The sequence below is a fragment of the Pantoea sp. Cy-640 genome, from assembly GCF_011752635.1.
Lineage (GTDB): Bacteria > Pseudomonadota > Gammaproteobacteria > Enterobacterales > Enterobacteriaceae > Pantoea > Pantoea dispersa.
This window is the reverse complement of the sequence record NZ_VWXB01000006.1, coordinates 178,497-195,041: the sequence shown is the minus strand read 5'-3', so window position 1 is coordinate 195,041 and position 16,545 is coordinate 178,497. Positions and strand designations below refer to the sequence as shown.

General features: G+C 60.4%; 16 protein-coding genes. 11 read left to right on the top strand and 5 right to left on the bottom strand.

What is annotated here, in order from left to right:
* Window positions 1–13 precede the first annotated feature (13 nt).
* Complete coding sequence (locus F3J36_RS16730) at window positions 14–811, top strand: sugar phosphate isomerase/epimerase (RefSeq protein ID WP_058775150.1); 798 nt, start codon at window positions 14–16, stop codon at window positions 809–811.
* On the opposite strand, the gene F3J36_RS16725 is transcribed toward F3J36_RS16730, so the two are convergent.
* The 3 genes from F3J36_RS16725 to F3J36_RS16715 all read right to left on the bottom strand — a co-directional run bounded on the left by F3J36_RS16725 (window position 808) and on the right by F3J36_RS16715 (window position 3,364).
* Window positions 808–1,413, bottom strand: a complete 606-nt coding sequence (locus F3J36_RS16725; protein ID WP_058759363.1) for an alpha/beta hydrolase — start codon at window positions 1,411–1,413, stop codon at window positions 808–810. The genes F3J36_RS16730 and F3J36_RS16725 overlap by 4 nt on opposite strands.
* A gap of 11 nt (window positions 1,414–1,424) precedes the next feature.
* Entirely contained in the window at window positions 1,425–2,366 is a 942-nt protein-coding gene (locus tag F3J36_RS16720) for a glutathione S-transferase family protein (protein WP_058759362.1), read from the bottom strand.
* A 98-nt stretch (window positions 2,367–2,464) separates the two neighbouring features.
* Window positions 2,465–3,364: a LysR family transcriptional regulator gene (locus F3J36_RS16715; protein ID WP_166720069.1), complete on the bottom strand. Its 900-nt coding sequence runs from the start codon at window positions 3,362–3,364 to the stop codon at window positions 2,465–2,467.
* Between the two features lie 185 nt (window positions 3,365–3,549).
* Here F3J36_RS16715 and F3J36_RS16710 point away from each other — a divergent pair, with 185 nt between their 5' ends.
* A complete protein-coding gene (locus F3J36_RS16710; RefSeq protein WP_058775152.1) occupies window positions 3,550–4,674 on the top strand; it encodes a GNAT family N-acetyltransferase in 1,125 nt (374 codons plus the stop codon).
* Here the strand turns inward: F3J36_RS16710 and F3J36_RS16705 are convergent.
* Window positions 4,671–6,503, bottom strand: coding sequence for an ABC transporter ATP-binding protein (locus F3J36_RS16705; RefSeq protein ID WP_166720068.1), 1,833 nt, complete (start codon window positions 6,501–6,503; stop codon window positions 4,671–4,673). The two genes, F3J36_RS16710 and F3J36_RS16705, sit on opposite strands and share 4 nt — an antisense overlap.
* 63 nt (window positions 6,504–6,566) lie before the next feature.
* Here F3J36_RS16705 and F3J36_RS16700 point away from each other — a divergent pair, with 63 nt between their 5' ends.
* Window positions 6,567–7,061, top strand: coding sequence for a GNAT family N-acetyltransferase (locus F3J36_RS16700; RefSeq protein ID WP_166720067.1), 495 nt, complete (start codon window positions 6,567–6,569; stop codon window positions 7,059–7,061).
* A 148-nt stretch (window positions 7,062–7,209) separates the two neighbouring features.
* Here the strand turns inward: F3J36_RS16700 and F3J36_RS16695 are convergent, their stop codons facing one another.
* A complete protein-coding gene (locus tag F3J36_RS16695) occupies window positions 7,210–8,124 on the bottom strand; it encodes a sugar ABC transporter substrate-binding protein (protein ID WP_021507882.1) in 915 nt (304 codons plus the stop codon).
* A gap of 435 nt (window positions 8,125–8,559) precedes the next feature.
* Here F3J36_RS16695 and F3J36_RS16690 point away from each other — a divergent pair, with 435 nt between their 5' ends.
* The 8 genes from F3J36_RS16690 (at window position 8,560) to kdpC (ending at window position 16,466) form a co-directional block, all read left to right on the top strand.
* Window positions 8,560–9,954: an MFS transporter gene (locus F3J36_RS16690; RefSeq protein WP_166720066.1), complete on the top strand. Its 1,395-nt coding sequence runs from the start codon at window positions 8,560–8,562 to the stop codon at window positions 9,952–9,954.
* A gap of 59 nt (window positions 9,955–10,013) precedes the next feature.
* Complete coding sequence (locus tag F3J36_RS16685; RefSeq protein ID WP_059013049.1) at window positions 10,014–10,313, top strand: type II toxin-antitoxin system RelE/ParE family toxin; 300 nt, start codon at window positions 10,014–10,016, stop codon at window positions 10,311–10,313.
* A 48-nt stretch (window positions 10,314–10,361) separates the two neighbouring features.
* Complete coding sequence (locus F3J36_RS16680) at window positions 10,362–10,694, top strand: HigA family addiction module antitoxin (RefSeq protein ID WP_058775157.1); 333 nt, start codon at window positions 10,362–10,364, stop codon at window positions 10,692–10,694.
* Between the two features lie 91 nt (window positions 10,695–10,785).
* Window positions 10,786–11,949 (top strand): HD-GYP domain-containing protein, encoded by a 1,164-nt coding sequence (locus F3J36_RS16675; RefSeq protein ID WP_021507880.1) that lies wholly within the window; start codon window positions 10,786–10,788, stop codon window positions 11,947–11,949.
* 108 nt (window positions 11,950–12,057) lie between these two features.
* A complete protein-coding gene (gene kdpF, locus F3J36_RS16670) occupies window positions 12,058–12,147 on the top strand; it encodes a K(+)-transporting ATPase subunit F (RefSeq protein ID WP_021507879.1) in 90 nt (29 codons plus the stop codon).
* A complete protein-coding gene (kdpA, locus tag F3J36_RS16665; RefSeq protein WP_166720065.1) occupies window positions 12,147–13,826 on the top strand; it encodes a potassium-transporting ATPase subunit KdpA in 1,680 nt (559 codons plus the stop codon). The genes kdpF and kdpA overlap by 1 nt, the downstream gene beginning before the upstream one ends.
* Window positions 13,827–13,833: 7 nt before the next feature.
* On the top strand, window positions 13,834–15,882 hold the full coding sequence (kdpB, locus tag F3J36_RS16660) for a potassium-transporting ATPase subunit KdpB (protein ID WP_166720064.1): 2,049 nt from the start codon (window positions 13,834–13,836) through the stop codon (window positions 15,880–15,882).
* An 11-nt stretch (window positions 15,883–15,893) separates the two neighbouring features.
* Complete coding sequence (kdpC, locus tag F3J36_RS16655) at window positions 15,894–16,466, top strand: potassium-transporting ATPase subunit KdpC (RefSeq protein WP_021507876.1); 573 nt, start codon at window positions 15,894–15,896, stop codon at window positions 16,464–16,466.
* Window positions 16,467–16,545: the final 79 nt, after the last annotated feature.

The following is a 16,545-nucleotide window of genomic DNA, read 5'->3' as shown; positions in this document are numbered from 1 at the left end:
TAAGGAGCTGTTGATGTCTGCAAACCCGAAATTCCTTAACCTGGTGCTGTTAAACGGTGAATCGGCGCATAAGCTGCAGGCGGCGCGTGCCGCCGGGTTCGATCAGGTTGAAATGTGGCGGGAAGAGGTTACTGAGCACACGGCGGCGCTGGCCGCGCAGCTAAACCTGGGCTTTACCAATCTGCAGGTGCTGCGTGACTTTACCGGCGCGCCGGACAGCGAACGGCTGCAAAAGCGCGCCGAACTGCGTGATTTCATTCGCGTCGCGCAATCGCTGGGCTGCGATACCATTCAGGCGCCGGCAACCACGCGCGAAGACTGCGTTGCGGAGCGCATTGATGAAGATCTGCGCTGGCTGGCCTCGGAAGCCGCGCGCTATAACATGCGCATCATGTATGAACCGATGGCGTGGTGCAGCGTCGACAATACGCTGCCGCTGGCGTGGCAGCGTTTGCAGCGGCTGGATCAGCCCAATATCGGGCTGGTGGTCGATCTGTTCCACATCTGCGCACGCGGTGGCGATGCCTCTCAGCTCGACGGCATTCCGGCCGACCGCATTTATGAAGTGCAGCTGTGCGATATGGCGCAGATGCCACCGCAGGAAAAGCAGGCGCTGAGCGACTATGCGCGCCATCAGCGCTTACTGCCCGGCGACGGCATCATTGAAGTGGAACGCTTTGTCGATAAGCTGAAAAGCGCAGGCTATCGCGGTCCGGTGGGCATCGAAGTGTTTAACGATCGCCTCAAAGCACAGCCGCCGGAAGCGGCCGCGCGTCAGGCGTGGCAGGCGCTGCAGCGCTACTGGCCTTAATCCTGCAGGCACTGGGCGATGTAGGCCGCTGCCTGCATCGCGCCGTGGCTGGAAATGGTGTGACCGGTGGTGGGTTCATACTGTGCGGTGACCGCGACGCCCGCGCTCTGCAGGCGCTGCGCGGCGGAGACGGTTTCGCTGAATGGGATGACCTCATCGGCTTTGCCGTGAATCAGCAGCGCGGAGGCATGCGGCGGCGGCGTGAGCGCCTCGTCAAAGGCCAGGCGACCGGAGAAGGCCACCACACCAGCCAGCGGATAGCGTCCGGAGGCCAGCGCATCCAGCGCCATGATCGAGCCCTGCGAGAATCCCACCAGAATCACCTTTTGCCACGCGCCGGCCATCGCGTGCTGCGCCATCAGCTGCTGCAGCGTGGCGTCAAAGGCGTCGCGCGCAGCCCGTACGCGTGCCGGACGGTTTTCCGGCGTGATGCCGGTCAGGCTGAACCACTGATAGCCCATGGCGTGCTCAAAGGGAAAGGGCGCATCGGGCGCGGCAAATGCCACGTCGGGCAGCAGCGCTGACCAGTGTTGCCCCAGCACCGCCAAATCCGCGCCATTACTGCCGACGCCATGTAAAAACACCACTAACGCTTTTGCCATTGCCCTGCTCCTTAAAAACCGTAGTCCGCCAAATCCGGTCCCGCCGGCACGATGCCGTTGGGATTCAGCGCTTTAATCGAATAATAGCCCTGTTTGATGTGGTCGATGTTCACCGTTTGCCGCACGCCGGAGACCGCCAGCACACTCTTCAGATAACGATCGAGCAGCGGGTAATCGCGCAGGCGGCGCAGGTTGCATTTGAACAGGCCGTGATAGGCGACGTCAAAGCGTATCAGGGTCACGAACAGGCGGATATCGGCTTCGGTCAGTCGTTCACCCAGCAGAAAAGTGCGACCATCTTTCAGCCGTTGCTCCAGCTCATCCAGCTGCTCAAACACCTCATTAAACGCCTGCTGATAGCTCACCTGGGTGGTGGCGAAACCGGTACGATAAACGCCGTTATTGAGACGCGGATAGATCGTTGCGTTCAGCGCGTCGATCTCCGGGCGCAGATCCTCAGGGTAGAGATCGAGCCGGTTATCTGCCAGATCGCCAAAGCCGCTGTTGAACATGCGCAGAATATCCGCCGACTCATTGTTAACGATGGTCTGGGTTTTTTTATCCCACAGCACCGGCACAGTGGCGCGCCCGGTAAAGTCGGCGTCGGCGCGGGTATACAGCTGGTGGAGATACTCAGCGTTGTTCAGCGGGTCGCGATCGGCACCGGGATAATCGCCGAAGCGCCAGCCCTGCGCGCCAAGCTGCGGCTCAACCACCGACACGCTGACAATCTGCTCCAGCCCTTTCAGGCTGCGCGCAATGAGCGTGCGCGAGGCCCACGGGCAGATCAGCGCGACATACAGATGATAGCGATCCGGTTCGGCGGCAAATTCGCTGCTGCCATCGGCGCTAATCCAGTGACGAAAGCTGGAAGTCTGGCGTACAAAGCCACCCTGTTTATCGGTGGCCTGAACCGGATGCCACTCTGCGCTCCACTTACCGTTTACCAACATCGCTCTGCTCCTCTGAAGTGATGTCAGCAGCTTACCGTGCTGCCGTTATGCTGATAATCCGGGCAAAACGGCTTTGATTGTTTCCAGAATGGAAGGAATCAGCCGGGCGGATGCAGGCGGAAGTGCTCGGCCAGAAAGTCGATCAGCAGGCGGGTTTTCTGCGCCAGGTGGCGCGCGGGCGGATACAGAGCAAACAGGCCCATGGCTGGCGGCGCAAAGTCCTCCAGCAGCGTGACGATTTCGCCCCGCTGCAGCGCCGGTGCAGCGATAAAACCGGGCAGACGCGCAATGCCGAGGCCGGCCAGCGCCGCCTGCAGGCAGGCTTCGGTATTGGAGAAGCACAGGCGGCCGCGAATCGGCATGCTGACGCTGTCGCCGCACGGCGTAACGAACGGCCAGTGCCACGGATCGCGAAAGTTGGTGTCGTTGATGCACTGATGCGTCGCCAGATCGCGCCAGTGCTGCGGCGTGCCGTGCTGCAGCAGATAGCCGGGCGCGGCGGCGAGGCGAATCGGCACCTCGCCCAGACGGCGCGCAATCAGGCTGCTGTCGTCCAGCTTGCCGATGCGGATCGCCATATCGAAGCCTTCATCGACGATATTCACGGCGCGGTCGGAGAAGTTGACGTCCAGCTCAATCAGCGGATAGTGACGCGCGAACGCCACCAGCACGCTGGCCAGCACCGCGGTGCCGAAGGTGCCGGGTGCGCTAATCTTCAGGCGGCCGGTGGGCGAGCGGGCATTTTCCTGCACCGTGGCATCCAGCGCGTCGAACGCCTCCAGCAGGGTTTTCACCCGCTCATAATAGGCGCGGCCGATCTCGGTGGGCGACAGCGCCCGTGTGCTGCGCTTGAACAGCTGCACGCCAAGCTGCTGCTCCAGACGCGACACCAGCTTTGACGCCTGGCCGCTGCTGGTGCCGAGTCGGGCGGCGGCTCCGGCAAAACTGCCGACTTCGAGTACGGCGACAAACATGCGATCACAATCAAGACGATCCATGGCATTTCCTGCAAGGGAAAAGGGTGAGTATACACAGGCGACGTGAAAAATCGTGGCACGGGCCGCGACAGCAATGTGCGCAGCATTGAGCAACGACCCGCTTTACATTCAGTGCGCCGCACCTTTCGCACGGCGGCAAAACCTGCTCAACTAGGCATTCGCCTTAAGCTGGCCGGGAGCCACCAATGCCTTTGCTTCACCTGTCATCGCTGGCGGAGATCACCGCTGCCGAATGGGATGCGCTGTTACCTGACAATCAACCTTTTTTGCGTCACGCCTTCCTGCTCGCGCTGGAAGAGAGTGGCAGCGTGCGCGCGGAAAACGGCTGGCAGCCGGATCATCTGCTGTGGCGCGAAGACGGCAGGCTGCGGGCGGCGCTGCCGGGCTACCGTAAACGCAACTCGTGGGGCGAATATGTGTTCGATCACGCGTGGGCCGATGCCTGCCAGCGTGCCGGTATCGCCTATTACCCCAAATGGCTCGGCGCCATTCCGTTCAGCCCGGTGACCGGTGCGCGTCTGCTGGGCGACGAGACGGCCATTATTCCGATGCTGGAAGCGCTGCCCGATGCGTTGCAGCGGCACGGCTTAAGCGGGGCGCATATCAACTTCACCACGCCGCACGCCAACGCGCTGCTGGCAACCCAGCCGGACTGGCTGGCGCGCCTCGGCGTGCAGTATCACTGGCACAATCGCGGCTACCGCGATTTTCACGACTTTCTCGACACGCTGATGTCGCGCAAACGCAAGCAGCTACGCAAAGAGCGCGAACAGGTGGCCAGCAGCGGCTTTGCGTTTAACTGGTATCGCGGTGATGAGCTGCGTGAAGATCAGTGGGATTTTGTGTATACCTGCTACGCCAACACCTACGCGGTGCGCGGCCAGCGTCCCTATCTGACGCGCTCCTTCTTCAGCCTGCTGGCGGAGCGGATGCCGCAGGCGATTCGCGTGGTGATCGCCACGCTACAGCAGCAGCCCGCCGCCATGGCTTTCTGTCTGGTGGATGACGACACGCTGTATGGCCGCTACTGGGGCTGTCTGGCGGAGTTTGACCGGCTGCACTTCGAGACCTGTTTCTACCAGGGCATGGATTTCGCCATCGCCGAAGGGCTGCAGCGCTTTGATGCCGGTGCGCAGGGCGAGCACAAGCTGGTGCGCGGCTTTGAACCGCAACTCACCCACTCCTGGCACTATCTGTGCCATCCGGGGCTGCGTGACGCGGTCGGGGATTTTCTACAGCAGGAGCGGGCAGGCGTGCGCGCCTGGGCACAGGAAGCGCGCGACGCCCTGCCTTACCGGCGCGGTGATTAATCGACGCCGACAAATCCGCCGGTCTGATGCTGCCACAGGCGCGCGTACAGCCCGCCGTGCGCCAGCAGTTCGCGATGGTTACCCATCTCAACAATGCCGCCGTTCTCCAGCACCACCAGCCGGTCCATTTTCGCGATGGTCGACAGGCGATGGGCGATGGCGATCACCGTTTTGCCCTGCATCAGCGTCTCCAGACTCTCCTGAATCGCCGCTTCCACTTCCGAGTCGAGCGCCGACGTGGCTTCATCCATGATCAGAACCGGCGCATCTTTCAGCAGCACGCGGGCGATGGCAATACGCTGGCGCTGGCCGCCAGAGAGTTTGACGCCGCGCTCGCCGACGTGCGCATCCAGCTCGGTACGGCCCTGCGGATCGGAGAGCAGCGGGATAAACTCGTCGGCGCGGGCGCGCACAATCGCCGCCTGCAGCTCGGCTTCGCTGGCATCCGGGCGACCGTACAGCAGGTTTTCGCGAATTGAGCGGTGCAGCAGCGATGTATCCTGGGTGATCATGCCAATCTGACTGCGCAGGCTCGCCTGCGTGACCTGCGCGATGTCCTGATCGTCAATCAGAATGCGCCCGCCGTTGATGTCATACAGCCGCAGCAGCAGGTTCACGAGGGTCGATTTACCGGCGCCGGACGGGCCAATCAGACCGATTTTCTCGCCAGGCTTGATGTTGAGATTCAGGCGGTTAATCACCTGGCGGCCGCCGCCGTAGTCAAAGCGCACATCCTCAAAGCGGATCTGGCCGCGCGTCACCTGCAGCTTTTTCGCCTGCGGCGCATCCTGCACGCTGAGCGGTTGCGCAATGGTATTCAGGCCATCCTGCACCATGCCGATGTTTTCGAAGATGCCGTTCACCACCCACATGATCCAGCCGGACATGTTCACCAGGCGAATCACCAGCCCGGTTGCCAGCGCGATGGCGCCTACGCTGATCAGCGACTGGCTCCACAGCCACAGCGCGAGGCCGGAGGTGCTGACAATCAGCAGGCCATTGAGCGTCGACAGCGTGATATCCATGCTGGTCACCATGCGGCTGGCGTGCTGGGTTTTGTTGGTCTGTTCCTGAATGGCGTCGCGCGCGTAGCGTTTTTCCAGATCGTTATGGGCAAACAGTTTCAGGGTGGCGATATTGGTGTAACCGTCAACGATGGTGCCCATCAGCTTCGAGCGCGCCTCGGATGACACCACCGAGCGCTGCTTGACGCGCGGCACAAAGAAGCGCAGCGACAGGCTGTACGCCACAATCCAGATGATCAGCGGAATCATCAGGCGCCAGTCGGCTTCCGCGAACAGCACCAGTGAGGTCACGGCGTAAATCACCACGTGCCAGATGGCATCCACCAGTTGAACCGCCGAGTCACGCAGCGAGTTACCGGTTTGCATGATGCGCTGGGCGATACGGCCGGCAAAATCGTTCTGGAAGAAATTGAGGCTCTGCCGCAGCACATAGTTGTGATGCTGCCAGCGAATCATGCTGGTCATGCTGGGGTTAATGCTTTGATGCACCAGCATATCGTGCAGCGCGATCACCACCGGCCGCAGAATCAGCGCCACCGCCGCCATCCATAGCAGAATCGGCCAGTTATCGCTGAACAGCGTAGCGGGCGTGGTGTGATTGACCAGATCGATAATACGGCTGAGATAGCTAAACAGCGCCACTTCGATCAGCGCCTGCGCAAGCCCGACAATCAGCAGCGCGACAAAACTTGGCCACACCTGACGCAGATAATAGAGGTAAAACGGCCACACGCTGGCGGGTGGGGAATCGGTGGGGGCATCCTGAAAAATATTGATAAAACGTTCAAAACGACGATACAACATAAGGCCACTCTTTCCGATCGGTGAGAGTTAACAGCTTAGTGCAACTGAACAGGGATTATCGACATGGATTTGCAGATTCGCGGATGCGAACCGGGCGATGCCGCCGCCTATCAACGTTTATACAGTCATCCCGAGGTGTATCGCTGGACCACGCAGCTGCCGTTTCCCAGCGTCGCCACCTGGCAGAAAAAATTCGAGCGTATGGACAGCGAAGGCTATATCGGCTTTGTGGCGGAAATCGACGGGCAGATGGTGGGCGAGCTGACGCTGTTTACCGAACAGCGGCCGCGTACGCGCCACAGCATCAGCTTTGGTATTGGCGTCGATCCGGCGTTTAGCGGTCGCGGCATCGGTGAGCGGCTGATCCGCACCGGTATCGACTATGCCTTTAACTGGCTGGGCGTAATCCGCGTTGAGCTGGAAGTGTTTCACGACAACCAGCGCGCGCTGCGTCTGTATCAGCGCCTGGGCTTTGAGCAGGAAGGCGTGAAGCGCAAAGCCTGCCTGCGCGAGGGCGAGTACCACGACATTATCGTCATGGCGATACTGCGCGAGTGATGGTTGCGTCGGCCTGCACCAAGGCGCCCTGTAACCAGGTCGCCATAAATGGCGCCCCTACAGTGCTCACAGAATATCTGTAGGGTGCGCATTGATGCGCACCAGGCAACTCAGCTCGCCACAATCGCGCCCCGGCAGTGTCCGCCGGCTACTGGCTGCGCTCGACGTATTTTTGCATATTCTCTTTGGTCACCAGCTCGAACGGGATCCACACGTGTGAAGCCACTTTCTCGCCTTTAATCAGCTTCTGCGCCACGTCTACCGAGGTTTTGCCCTGACCGATGGCGTCCTGAAACACTGTCACCTGCATCTTATCCTGCGCCAGAGCCTTCAGGCCGTCCGGCGTGGCGTCGATGCCGCCCACCAGAATCTTTTTATTGCTCTTTGCCAGCGCCATTGCCGCACCAATCGCCATCTCATCGTTATTGGCCGCGACGATATCAATCGCTTCACCGTTGCCAATCCAGTTGAGCATCAGGTCCATGCCTTCGTTGCGCGCATAGTTTGCTGGCTGCTTCTGTACCACTTTCATGCCCGGGTATTTCGCCACCACCTGCTCGACATCTTTGGTGCGCTGCAGCGCGCCGGCATCGGTCAGGTTGCCGATCATGATCGCCACGTTACCTTTATAATTCGCCAGCTTAGCCAGCGCCTCCATTTGCAGTGTGCCGGATTCGCGTTCGTCCGAACCGACAAACACTACGCCGGGCGGCAGGGTTTTATCGCCTGGCGTGCGGTTGACGTACACCAGCGGAATTTTCGCCTGCTGCGCCAGTCTGGTCAGCTGTGGTGTGCTGGCAGAATCCACCGGATCGACGATGATGGCATCCACGCCTGCGCTGATAAAACTTTGCACCTGGTCGGTCTGGCGGCCGACGTCGCCGCGCGCATCTTCAAACTGGGCATCCAGTCCGCGCGCTTTGGCTTCTTTATCAATGGCATGACGAATAATGGTAAGGAAGTTCTGGTCAAAATAGGCCATCGACACACCGATCTTCTCCGCCAGCGCGGAAGCCGAACTGGTCAGCAGGCCAAGTAACAGTATCGCCTTGAGGGTTTTCATCGCAGACTCCAGAGTAAGCTGTTTATTAGAATAAATTTTTCATTGGTGTTAAAAATGGCTCAATGAAATCATTTTCAGCCTACGAGCCGGCAGCAGAGCTGGCAATCTGCTGCGTGGTAATTTGCTGTGTAGCGCACAATTTGCCCGACGCGCATGGATGCTTTGCCTGCTCATAGTGATCGCGCAAACTCTTTTCTCAGCGCTGGCGCACATTCCGCGGCGAAAGCCAGCACGGATTGAAGATTTTGTGCGCTACCGCACCCGGCTTTGTGTCAGCGACCAAAACCCGCGCCGTTTCGCCGCGCGGATTCCTTCATTCGCACAATGACCAGAGCAACACTGGCTTCCTATAGTTGCTGAACAGGGAAATCTGCGCGGTATTCCTGAACATCATCGCTTCGGGGCAGGATGCTCCTCCATCAAGGAATTCAGCCTATGTTGCAACGCAAAAACCGCAGCCAGAACAGCCACGTGCGTATCTGGATCCTTTGCCTGATTCTGTTCCTGTCAGTGGTCGCTTATGCCGATCGCTCGATCCTGTCGATCTCCGGCTCGGCGATCAAACAGGAGTTTGGCCTGTCGGCGATCCAGCTCGGCCTGATCCTTTCGGCCTTCAGCTGGGCGTATGTCATCGGCCAGATCCCCGGCGGATTGATTCTCGATCGCTTCGGCACCAAAAAGGTCTACGGCGTGACGCTGGCGCTGTGGTCGGTTTCGACCCTGCTGATGGGATTTGTCGGTGAGTTTTCCAGTGGCATGACCATGGCGCTGACGCTGATGTTTGCGCTGCGCTTCGCGCTGGGCCTGATTGAGGCGCCGAGCTTTCCCGCCAACGCCCGCGCAGTGATCATGTGGTTCCCGGGCGCAGAGCGCGGACGCGCATCGTCGCTGTTTGCCTCGGCACAATACTTTGCCGTGGCGATATTCTCACCGCTCTCCGGCTGGCTGGTGTCGCGTTATGGCTGGGAATGGCCATTCTTTGTGCTCGGCGGCATCGGCGTGCTGGCGGTGTTTGTCTGGGCGGGCTATATGCGCAGCCCGCGTCAGCATCCGCACGTTTCCGCCAGCGAGTTGCATTACATTGAACAGGGCGGCGCGCTGGTGGATATCGACGCCGCGCAAACGCTGCGCGCACGGCCGCCGGTCAGCAAAGCGATGTTTAAAACATTGCTTACCAACCGCATGCTGTGGTGCGCCTACCTCGGCCAGTATTGCACCATCGCGCTTAGCTACTTCTTCATTACCTGGTTCCCGATCTATCTGGTGCAGGCGCGCGGCATGAACATTCTGGATGCCGGTTTCGCCACCATTGCACCGGCGATGTTTGGCTTTCTGGGCGGCATCAGCGGTGGCTATATCTCAGATAAGCTGCTGGCGCGCGGCTGGAGCCTGTCGTGGGCGCGCAAAACGCCGTACATCGTTGGCATGCTGATGGCCGCCTCGCTGATTCTGGCGGCGGTGATCCCTTCCAACGCCGGCATTATCGCCATCATGTCGTTTGCCTTCTTCGGCAAAGGCGTGGCGGCGGGCGCGGGCACCTGGACCGTGGTCAGCGATACGGCACCCAAAGAGGCGGTTGGCCTCGCCGGCGCGATCTTCAACGGCATCGGTAACATGGCGGGTTTTATCACGCCGCTGTTGTTTGGCGTGATCGTTGGCCTGACCGGCAGCTACAGCATTGGCCTGGTGTTCGTCGGCGCGCACTGTGTCGTCGCGGCACTGCTGTTCCTGCTGGTGATGGGCCCGATTGAACGCGTAGGCGATCGGTCTGAGGTTGCCGATCTGGAATCCCGATCGGAAATAAACTATGATGTTAAAAAGTGCACTTGAGCACTGTGCTTGAGTGCACTATTTTACCTGCTGGTTCGTAAGACAGGCAGGGAAGCAGGATGGGTTCAATCAGGGCGTTTCGTCAGGCCTGGCTGGCACAATTTTATACCCATGGGACACCGCATGCGCAGATTCCGCGTGCGATTGAATCAGCGCTGGCGCGTAAGCTGGATATCATTCATGCCGCCACTTCGCACCAGGATCTGCGTTCGCCGCCGGGTAACCGTTTCGAAGCGTTGAAGCCGCCGCTGCTGGGTTACTATTCGATTCGGGTTAACGCGCAGTATCGGCTAATTTTCCAGTGGGCAAAAGGCGAAGCCTGGGATCTATATCTGGATCCGCACCGCTACAAAAAATAGCGCTAACGATCCCTTCTGGCCCGCTACCCGTACCAAAGAGAGCACCTTATGAAACAAGCAATGCGCAAACCCACCAGCGTGGGGGACGTCCTGCAGTATGAATTTCTCGAACCGCTCAACCTCAAAGTGAATGATCTGGCGGAGATGCTGAATGTGCATCGCAACACCGTCAGCGCGCTGGTGAATAACAACCGTAAACTCAGCACTGAGATGGCCTACCGGCTGGCACGGGTTTTCGCCACCTCGATTGAATTCTGGCTTAACCTGCAGCGTCATCTCGATCAGTGGGAAGTGGAAAATGACGCCAGAACGCAGGAGGAGTTAAGCCGTGTCATGACGCTGAGTGCCTTTTTAGCCCAGCGCGGCACGCAGGTTGCCTGAACCTGACCCGACCAGTCACGCCGCCCTGAAGATTTTTTGCTCAGCTGCCGATATCACTCCTTACCATCCACTGATATTAAGGAGCGATATCGTGATAAAGCTGATTACCGTTGACGAGCTGCGGCCAGGCATGTTTATCCACAAGCTTGAGGTCTGGTGGATCAAGGACAAACGCATTCGCAACCAGATGCTGATCACCGATAAGCGTCAGATCGCCCTGATCCGTAACGAGGGGATCCAGCAGGTATGGATCGATCCCGAGCGGTCGGTGCGCGCGCCTGCCACGCCGCAGCCGAAAAAAGACATTCCGCAAACGCCGTTTTTCCGCGAGATGGATCAGGCGCAGTGCATCTTCAACCAGGGCAAGCCGCAGGTGCTGGCGATGTTCAACGAAGCGCGCATGGGGCAGGGCCTCGATCTTGCCTTTACCCTTGAGCTGGTTGATGAAATTGCCGGATCGATTACCCGCGAGCCGACCGCACTGCTCAGCGTGGCGCGGCTGAAAAATCATGACGATTACACTTACCTGCACTCCATGGCGGTGTGCGGTCTGATGATTTCGCTGGGCAAGAAAATGGGGCTGGATGAGCAGCAGCTGCGTCGCGTGGGCATGGGCGGATTACTGCATGACGTCGGTAAAGCCGCGGTGCCGCTGACCATCCTCAACAAGCCGGATAAGCTTACCGACGAAGAGTTTACGATTATGCGCCAGCATCCAATCGTCGGTGCGCAAATGCTGATGGAAGCCCATGCGGATGAAGATTTGCTGGATATTGCGCTGCATCACCATGAAAAATTCGATGGCAGCGGCTATCCACATCGGCTGCAGGGCGAAGAGATCTCGCTGTACGCACGCATGGCGGCGGTGTGTGACGTCTACGACGCGGTGACCTCCGATCGCCCGTATCGCAAAGGCTGGACGCCGGCGGAGGCGATGCACAATATGCTGAGCTGGCGCGGCCACTTTGACAGTGCGCTGCTGCACGCGTTTGTGCGCACCATCGGTATTTATCCGGTGGGCTCGCTGGTACGGCTGGCCTCCGGGCGCGTGGCGCTGGTGGTGCAGGCCGGGGAAAAATCGCTGCTGAAGCCCAAAGTGCATGTGTTCTGGTCGCTGCATTCGCAGCGCGAGGTCAAACCGGAAGCGCTGGACCTCGGCGACAGCTTCTGCACCGATACCATCACCGGCGCTGAGGACAGCGGCTTGTGGCACAACGTTGACCTGAATCGCATTTGGGCGCTGGAAAGCGCCTGATCTGCCCGCGTTTTTATACTTTCTTTACGCCCGCTCTGCGCCTTTTTACCCCTTCTTTATGCCGCGCCGCGCATGCTTGCTGCACTACCAAATCCTCTGGAGGTTGCTGTGAGTGTGGGCGTGATAGCCGGCATCGTGCTGGTATTTTTATTACTGGGCTACCTGATTTATGCCCTGCTTAATGCGGAGGCATTCTGATGGCGGCGAATGCGTTTTTACTGATTGCGTGCTATCTGCTGGTGCTGATGGCGCTGGCGCAGCCGCTGGGCCGCTTGCTGGCGCTGATGGTGGCGGATAAGCCCCTGCTGGCGCGCAGCGAACGCGTGCTGTGGCGTCTGGCCGGCGTTGACGGCGCGGCGATGCGCTGGCCGCACTATCTGCTGGCCATCCTGCTGTTTAACGCGCTCGGCTTTGTGCTGCTGCTGGCGATGCTGATGGGGCAGGGCGCGCTGCCGCTCAATCCTCAGCATCTGCCTGGCCTGAGCTGGGATCTGGCGCTCAATACGGCGATTAGCTTTGTCACCAACACCAACTGGCAGGCGTACGCGGGCGAGAGCACGCTGAGTTACTTCAGCCAGATGGCGGGCTTAACGGTGCAAAACTTCCTTTCGGCGGCAACCGGTATTGCGGTGGCGTTTGCGCTGATGCGCGGTTTTGCCAACCGTTCGCTGGAAACGCTCGGCAATGCCTGGCGCGACCTGACGCGCATCACCGTCTACGTGCTGCTGCCGATTAGCCTGCTGATGGCGCTGTTTTTTGTCAGCCAGGGCAGCATTCAAAACTTTGAACCCTATCATGCCTTCACCACGCTGGAAGGCGCGCAGCAAACGCTGCCGCTCGGGCCGGTAGCCTCGCAGGAAGCGATCAAAATGCTCGGCACCAACGGCGGCGGTTTCTTCAACGCCAACTCGGCGCATCCGTTCGAAAACCCGACGGCACTGACCAACTTTGTGCAGATGCTGAGCATCTTCCTGATCCCGGCCGCGCTGTGTTTTGCCTTTGGTCAGCAACTGGGCGATCGCCGTCAGGGCCATATGCTGCTGTGGGCCATGAGCATCATGTTTGTGCTGGCGGTGGTCGCGGTGATGTGGGCTGAGCTGCGCGGCAATCCGCACTTTCTGACCCTGGGGGCCGATAGCGCGATCAACATGGAAGGCAAGGAGACACGCTTCGGCATTCTCAACTCCAGCCTGTTTGCGGTGATCACCACCGCAGCGTCGTGCGGCGCGGTAAACGCCATGCATGACTCCTTCACTGCGCTGGGCGGCATGGTGCCGATGTGGCTGATGCAACTGGGCGAAGTGGTGTTCGGCGGCGTCGGTGCCGGCTTGTACGGCATGCTGCTGTTCGTGCTGCTCGGGGTGTTTATCGCCGGTCTGATGATTGGCCGTACGCCGGAGTACATGGGCAAAAAGATCGATGTGTGGGAGATGAAAATGACCGCGCTGGCGATTCTGGTGACGCCGACGCTGGTGCTGCTGGGTACTGCGCTGGCGATGATGACCGATGCCGGACGCGCCGGTATGGCCAACCCTGGCATTCACGGCTTCAGCGAGGTGCTGTATGCGGTATCGTCGGCGGCCAACAACAACGGCAGCGCCTTCGCCGGTCTCAGCGCCAATACCCCGTTCTGGAACCTGCTGCTGGGCTTCTGCATGCTGGTCGGCCGCTTCGGCATCATCATTCCGGTGCTGGCCATTGCCGGTTCGCTGGCGGCGAAGAAAATTCAGCCGGTGGGCAACGGCACGCTGCCGACTCACGGCCCGCTGTTTATCGCACTGCTGGTGGGCACCGTGCTGCTGGTGGGTGCGCTGACCTTCGTTCCCGCGCTGGCGCTTGGCCCGGTGGCGGAACATCTGCAACTTATTCAGGGATAACGGAATCATGAGTCGTCAACAACTGGCGCTGTTTGATGCGGCGCTGACGCGCACCGCGATGCTGGATGCGGTGAAAAAACTCGATCCGCGCGTACAGTTTCGCAACCCGGTGATGTTTCTGGTGTGGATCGGCAGCGTGCTCACCTCGCTGCTGGCCATCGGTATGGCGGCGGGGCAGCTGAACGGCAGCGCCGGCTTTACCGCGGCGGTCGCCATCTGGCTGTGGTTTACCGTGCTGTTCGCTAACTTCGCCGAAGCGCTGGCGGAAGGGCGCAGCAAGGCGCAGGCCAACAGCCTGAAAGGGGTGAACAAGCACAGCGATGCGAAGAAACTGGCGGAACCGTTTCACGGTGCGCAGTGGCGGCCGGTGGCGGCCGATACGCTGCGCAAAGGCGATGTGGTGCTGGTGGAAGCCGGCGACATCATCCCGTGCGACGGTGAAGTGCTGGAGGGCGGCGCGTCAGTGGATGAGAGCGCCATTACCGGCGAATCGGCACCGGTGATTCGTGAATCCGGCGGGGATTTTGCCTCGGTGACCGGCGGGACGCGCATCCTGTCGGACTGGCTGGTGATTCAGTGCAGCGTCAATCCGGGCGAAACTTTCCTCGACCGCATGATCGCCATGGTGGAAGGCGCGAAACGCCGCAAAACGCCCAACGAAATCGCCCTGACCATTCTGCTGGTGTCGCTGACCATTGTGTTCCTGCTGGCGACCGCCACGCTGTGGCCGTTTTCCGCCTGGGGCGGCACGCCGGTTAGCGTGACGGTGCTGGTGGCGCTGCTGGTGTGCCTGATTCCCACCACCATCGGCGGACTGCTGTCGGCGATTGGCGTGGCGGGCATGAGCCGCATGCTGGGAGCCAACGTGATTGCCACCAGCGGGCGCGCCGTGGAGGCTGCCGGTGACGTGGATGTGCTGATGCTGGACAAAACCGGCACCATCACGCTCGGTAACCGCCAGGCGACGCTGTTCCTGCCTGCGCCGGGCGTCAGCGAACAGCAGCTGGCCGATGCGGCGCAGCTGGCATCGCTGGCCGATGAGACGCCGGAAGGGCGCAGCATCGTGGTGCTGGCGAAGCAGAAATTTAACCTGCGCGAACGCGATCTTAGCAGCATGGGTGCCAGCTTTATCCCGTTCTCCGCACAGACGCGCATGAGCGGCGTCAACGTACAGGATCGCCTGATCCGCAAAGGCGCGGTGGACGCGGTACGCCGTCATATCGAAGCCAGCCACGGCAGCTTCCCGGCTGAGGTTAATGCCCGGGTGGAAGAGGTGGCGCGCGCCGGCGGTACGCCGCTGGTGGTGGCTGAAGGCGCGCAGGTGCTGGGCGTGGTGGCGTTAAAGGACATCGTTAAAGGCGGCATCAAGGAACGTTTCGCCGAGCTGCGCAAGATGGGCATCAAAACGGTGATGATCACCGGTGATAACCCGTTAACCGCCGCGGCGATTGCGGCGGAAGCCGGTGTCGATGACTTCCTGTCGGAAGCGACGCCGGAAGCCAAGCTGGCGCTGATTCGTCAGTATCAGGCGGAAGGGCGCCTGGTGGCGATGACCGGCGATGGCACCAACGATGCCCCCGCGCTGGCGCAGGCCGACGTGGCGGTGGCGATGAACTCCGGTACCCAGGCGGCGAAAGAGGCTGGCAACATGGTCGATCTTGACTCCAACCCGACCAAACTGCTTGAAGTGGTGCACATCGGCAAACAGATGCTGATGACGCGCGGTTCGCTTACCACCTTCAGTATCGCCAACGATGTGGCGAAATACTTCGCCATCATCCCGGCGGCGTTTGCCGTGACTTATCCGCAGCTCAATATGCTGAACGTGATGGCGCTGCATTCACCGGCCTCGGCGATTCTGTCGGCGGTGATCTTTAACGCGCTGGTAATTGTGTTTTTGATTCCGCTGGCGCTGAAAGGCGTGAGCTATCGGCCGATGAGCGCGGCAGCGCTGCTGCGCCGCAATCTGTGGATTTATGGCGTAGGCGGTTTAGTGGTGCCGTTTATTGGTATTAAAGCGATCGACCTGCTGCTGACGCTGTCGGGCCTGGTGTAAGGAGAAGAGAAATGAGTCAGTTACGTCCGGCTATAGTATTGTTAGTGCTGCTTACCCTGCTGACCGGCGCGGTCTATCCGCTGCTGACCACCGGCCTGGCGCAGTGGTGGTTTCCGTCGCAGGCCAACGGTTCGCTGATTGAGCGCGACGGCGCGGTGCGTGGCTCAGAGCAGATCGGTCAGGCGTTCAGCCAGCCGGGGCACTTCTGGGGCCGTCCATCGGCCACTAGCGACGTGCCGTACAACGCGCAGGCGTCAGGCGGCAGCAACCTTGCCGCCAGTAATCCGGCGCTGGATAAAGCGGTGGCGGAGCGGGTGGCTGCGCTGCGCGCTGCCAATCCGCAGGCGCCTGCAGCGGTGCCGGTGGAGCTGGTAACCGCTTCAGGCAGCGGCCTGGATCCGGATATCTCCCCTGAAGCGGCGCTGTGGCAGGCACCGCGCGTCGCGGCAGCGCGCAACATGACGCTGAAAGACGTTGAGGCGCTGATTGCGCGCAACACCGAGCGCCCGCTGCTGCCGTTTATCGGCGAAGAAACGGTGAACGTGCTGCGGCTGAATATGGCGCTGGATGATTTGCAGGGATAGTTTCAAACCGCGCGAAGAATCGCGCCGCTACAAAAATGTGCACATACCGTAGCGGCGCAATTTATTGCGCAATGCCACA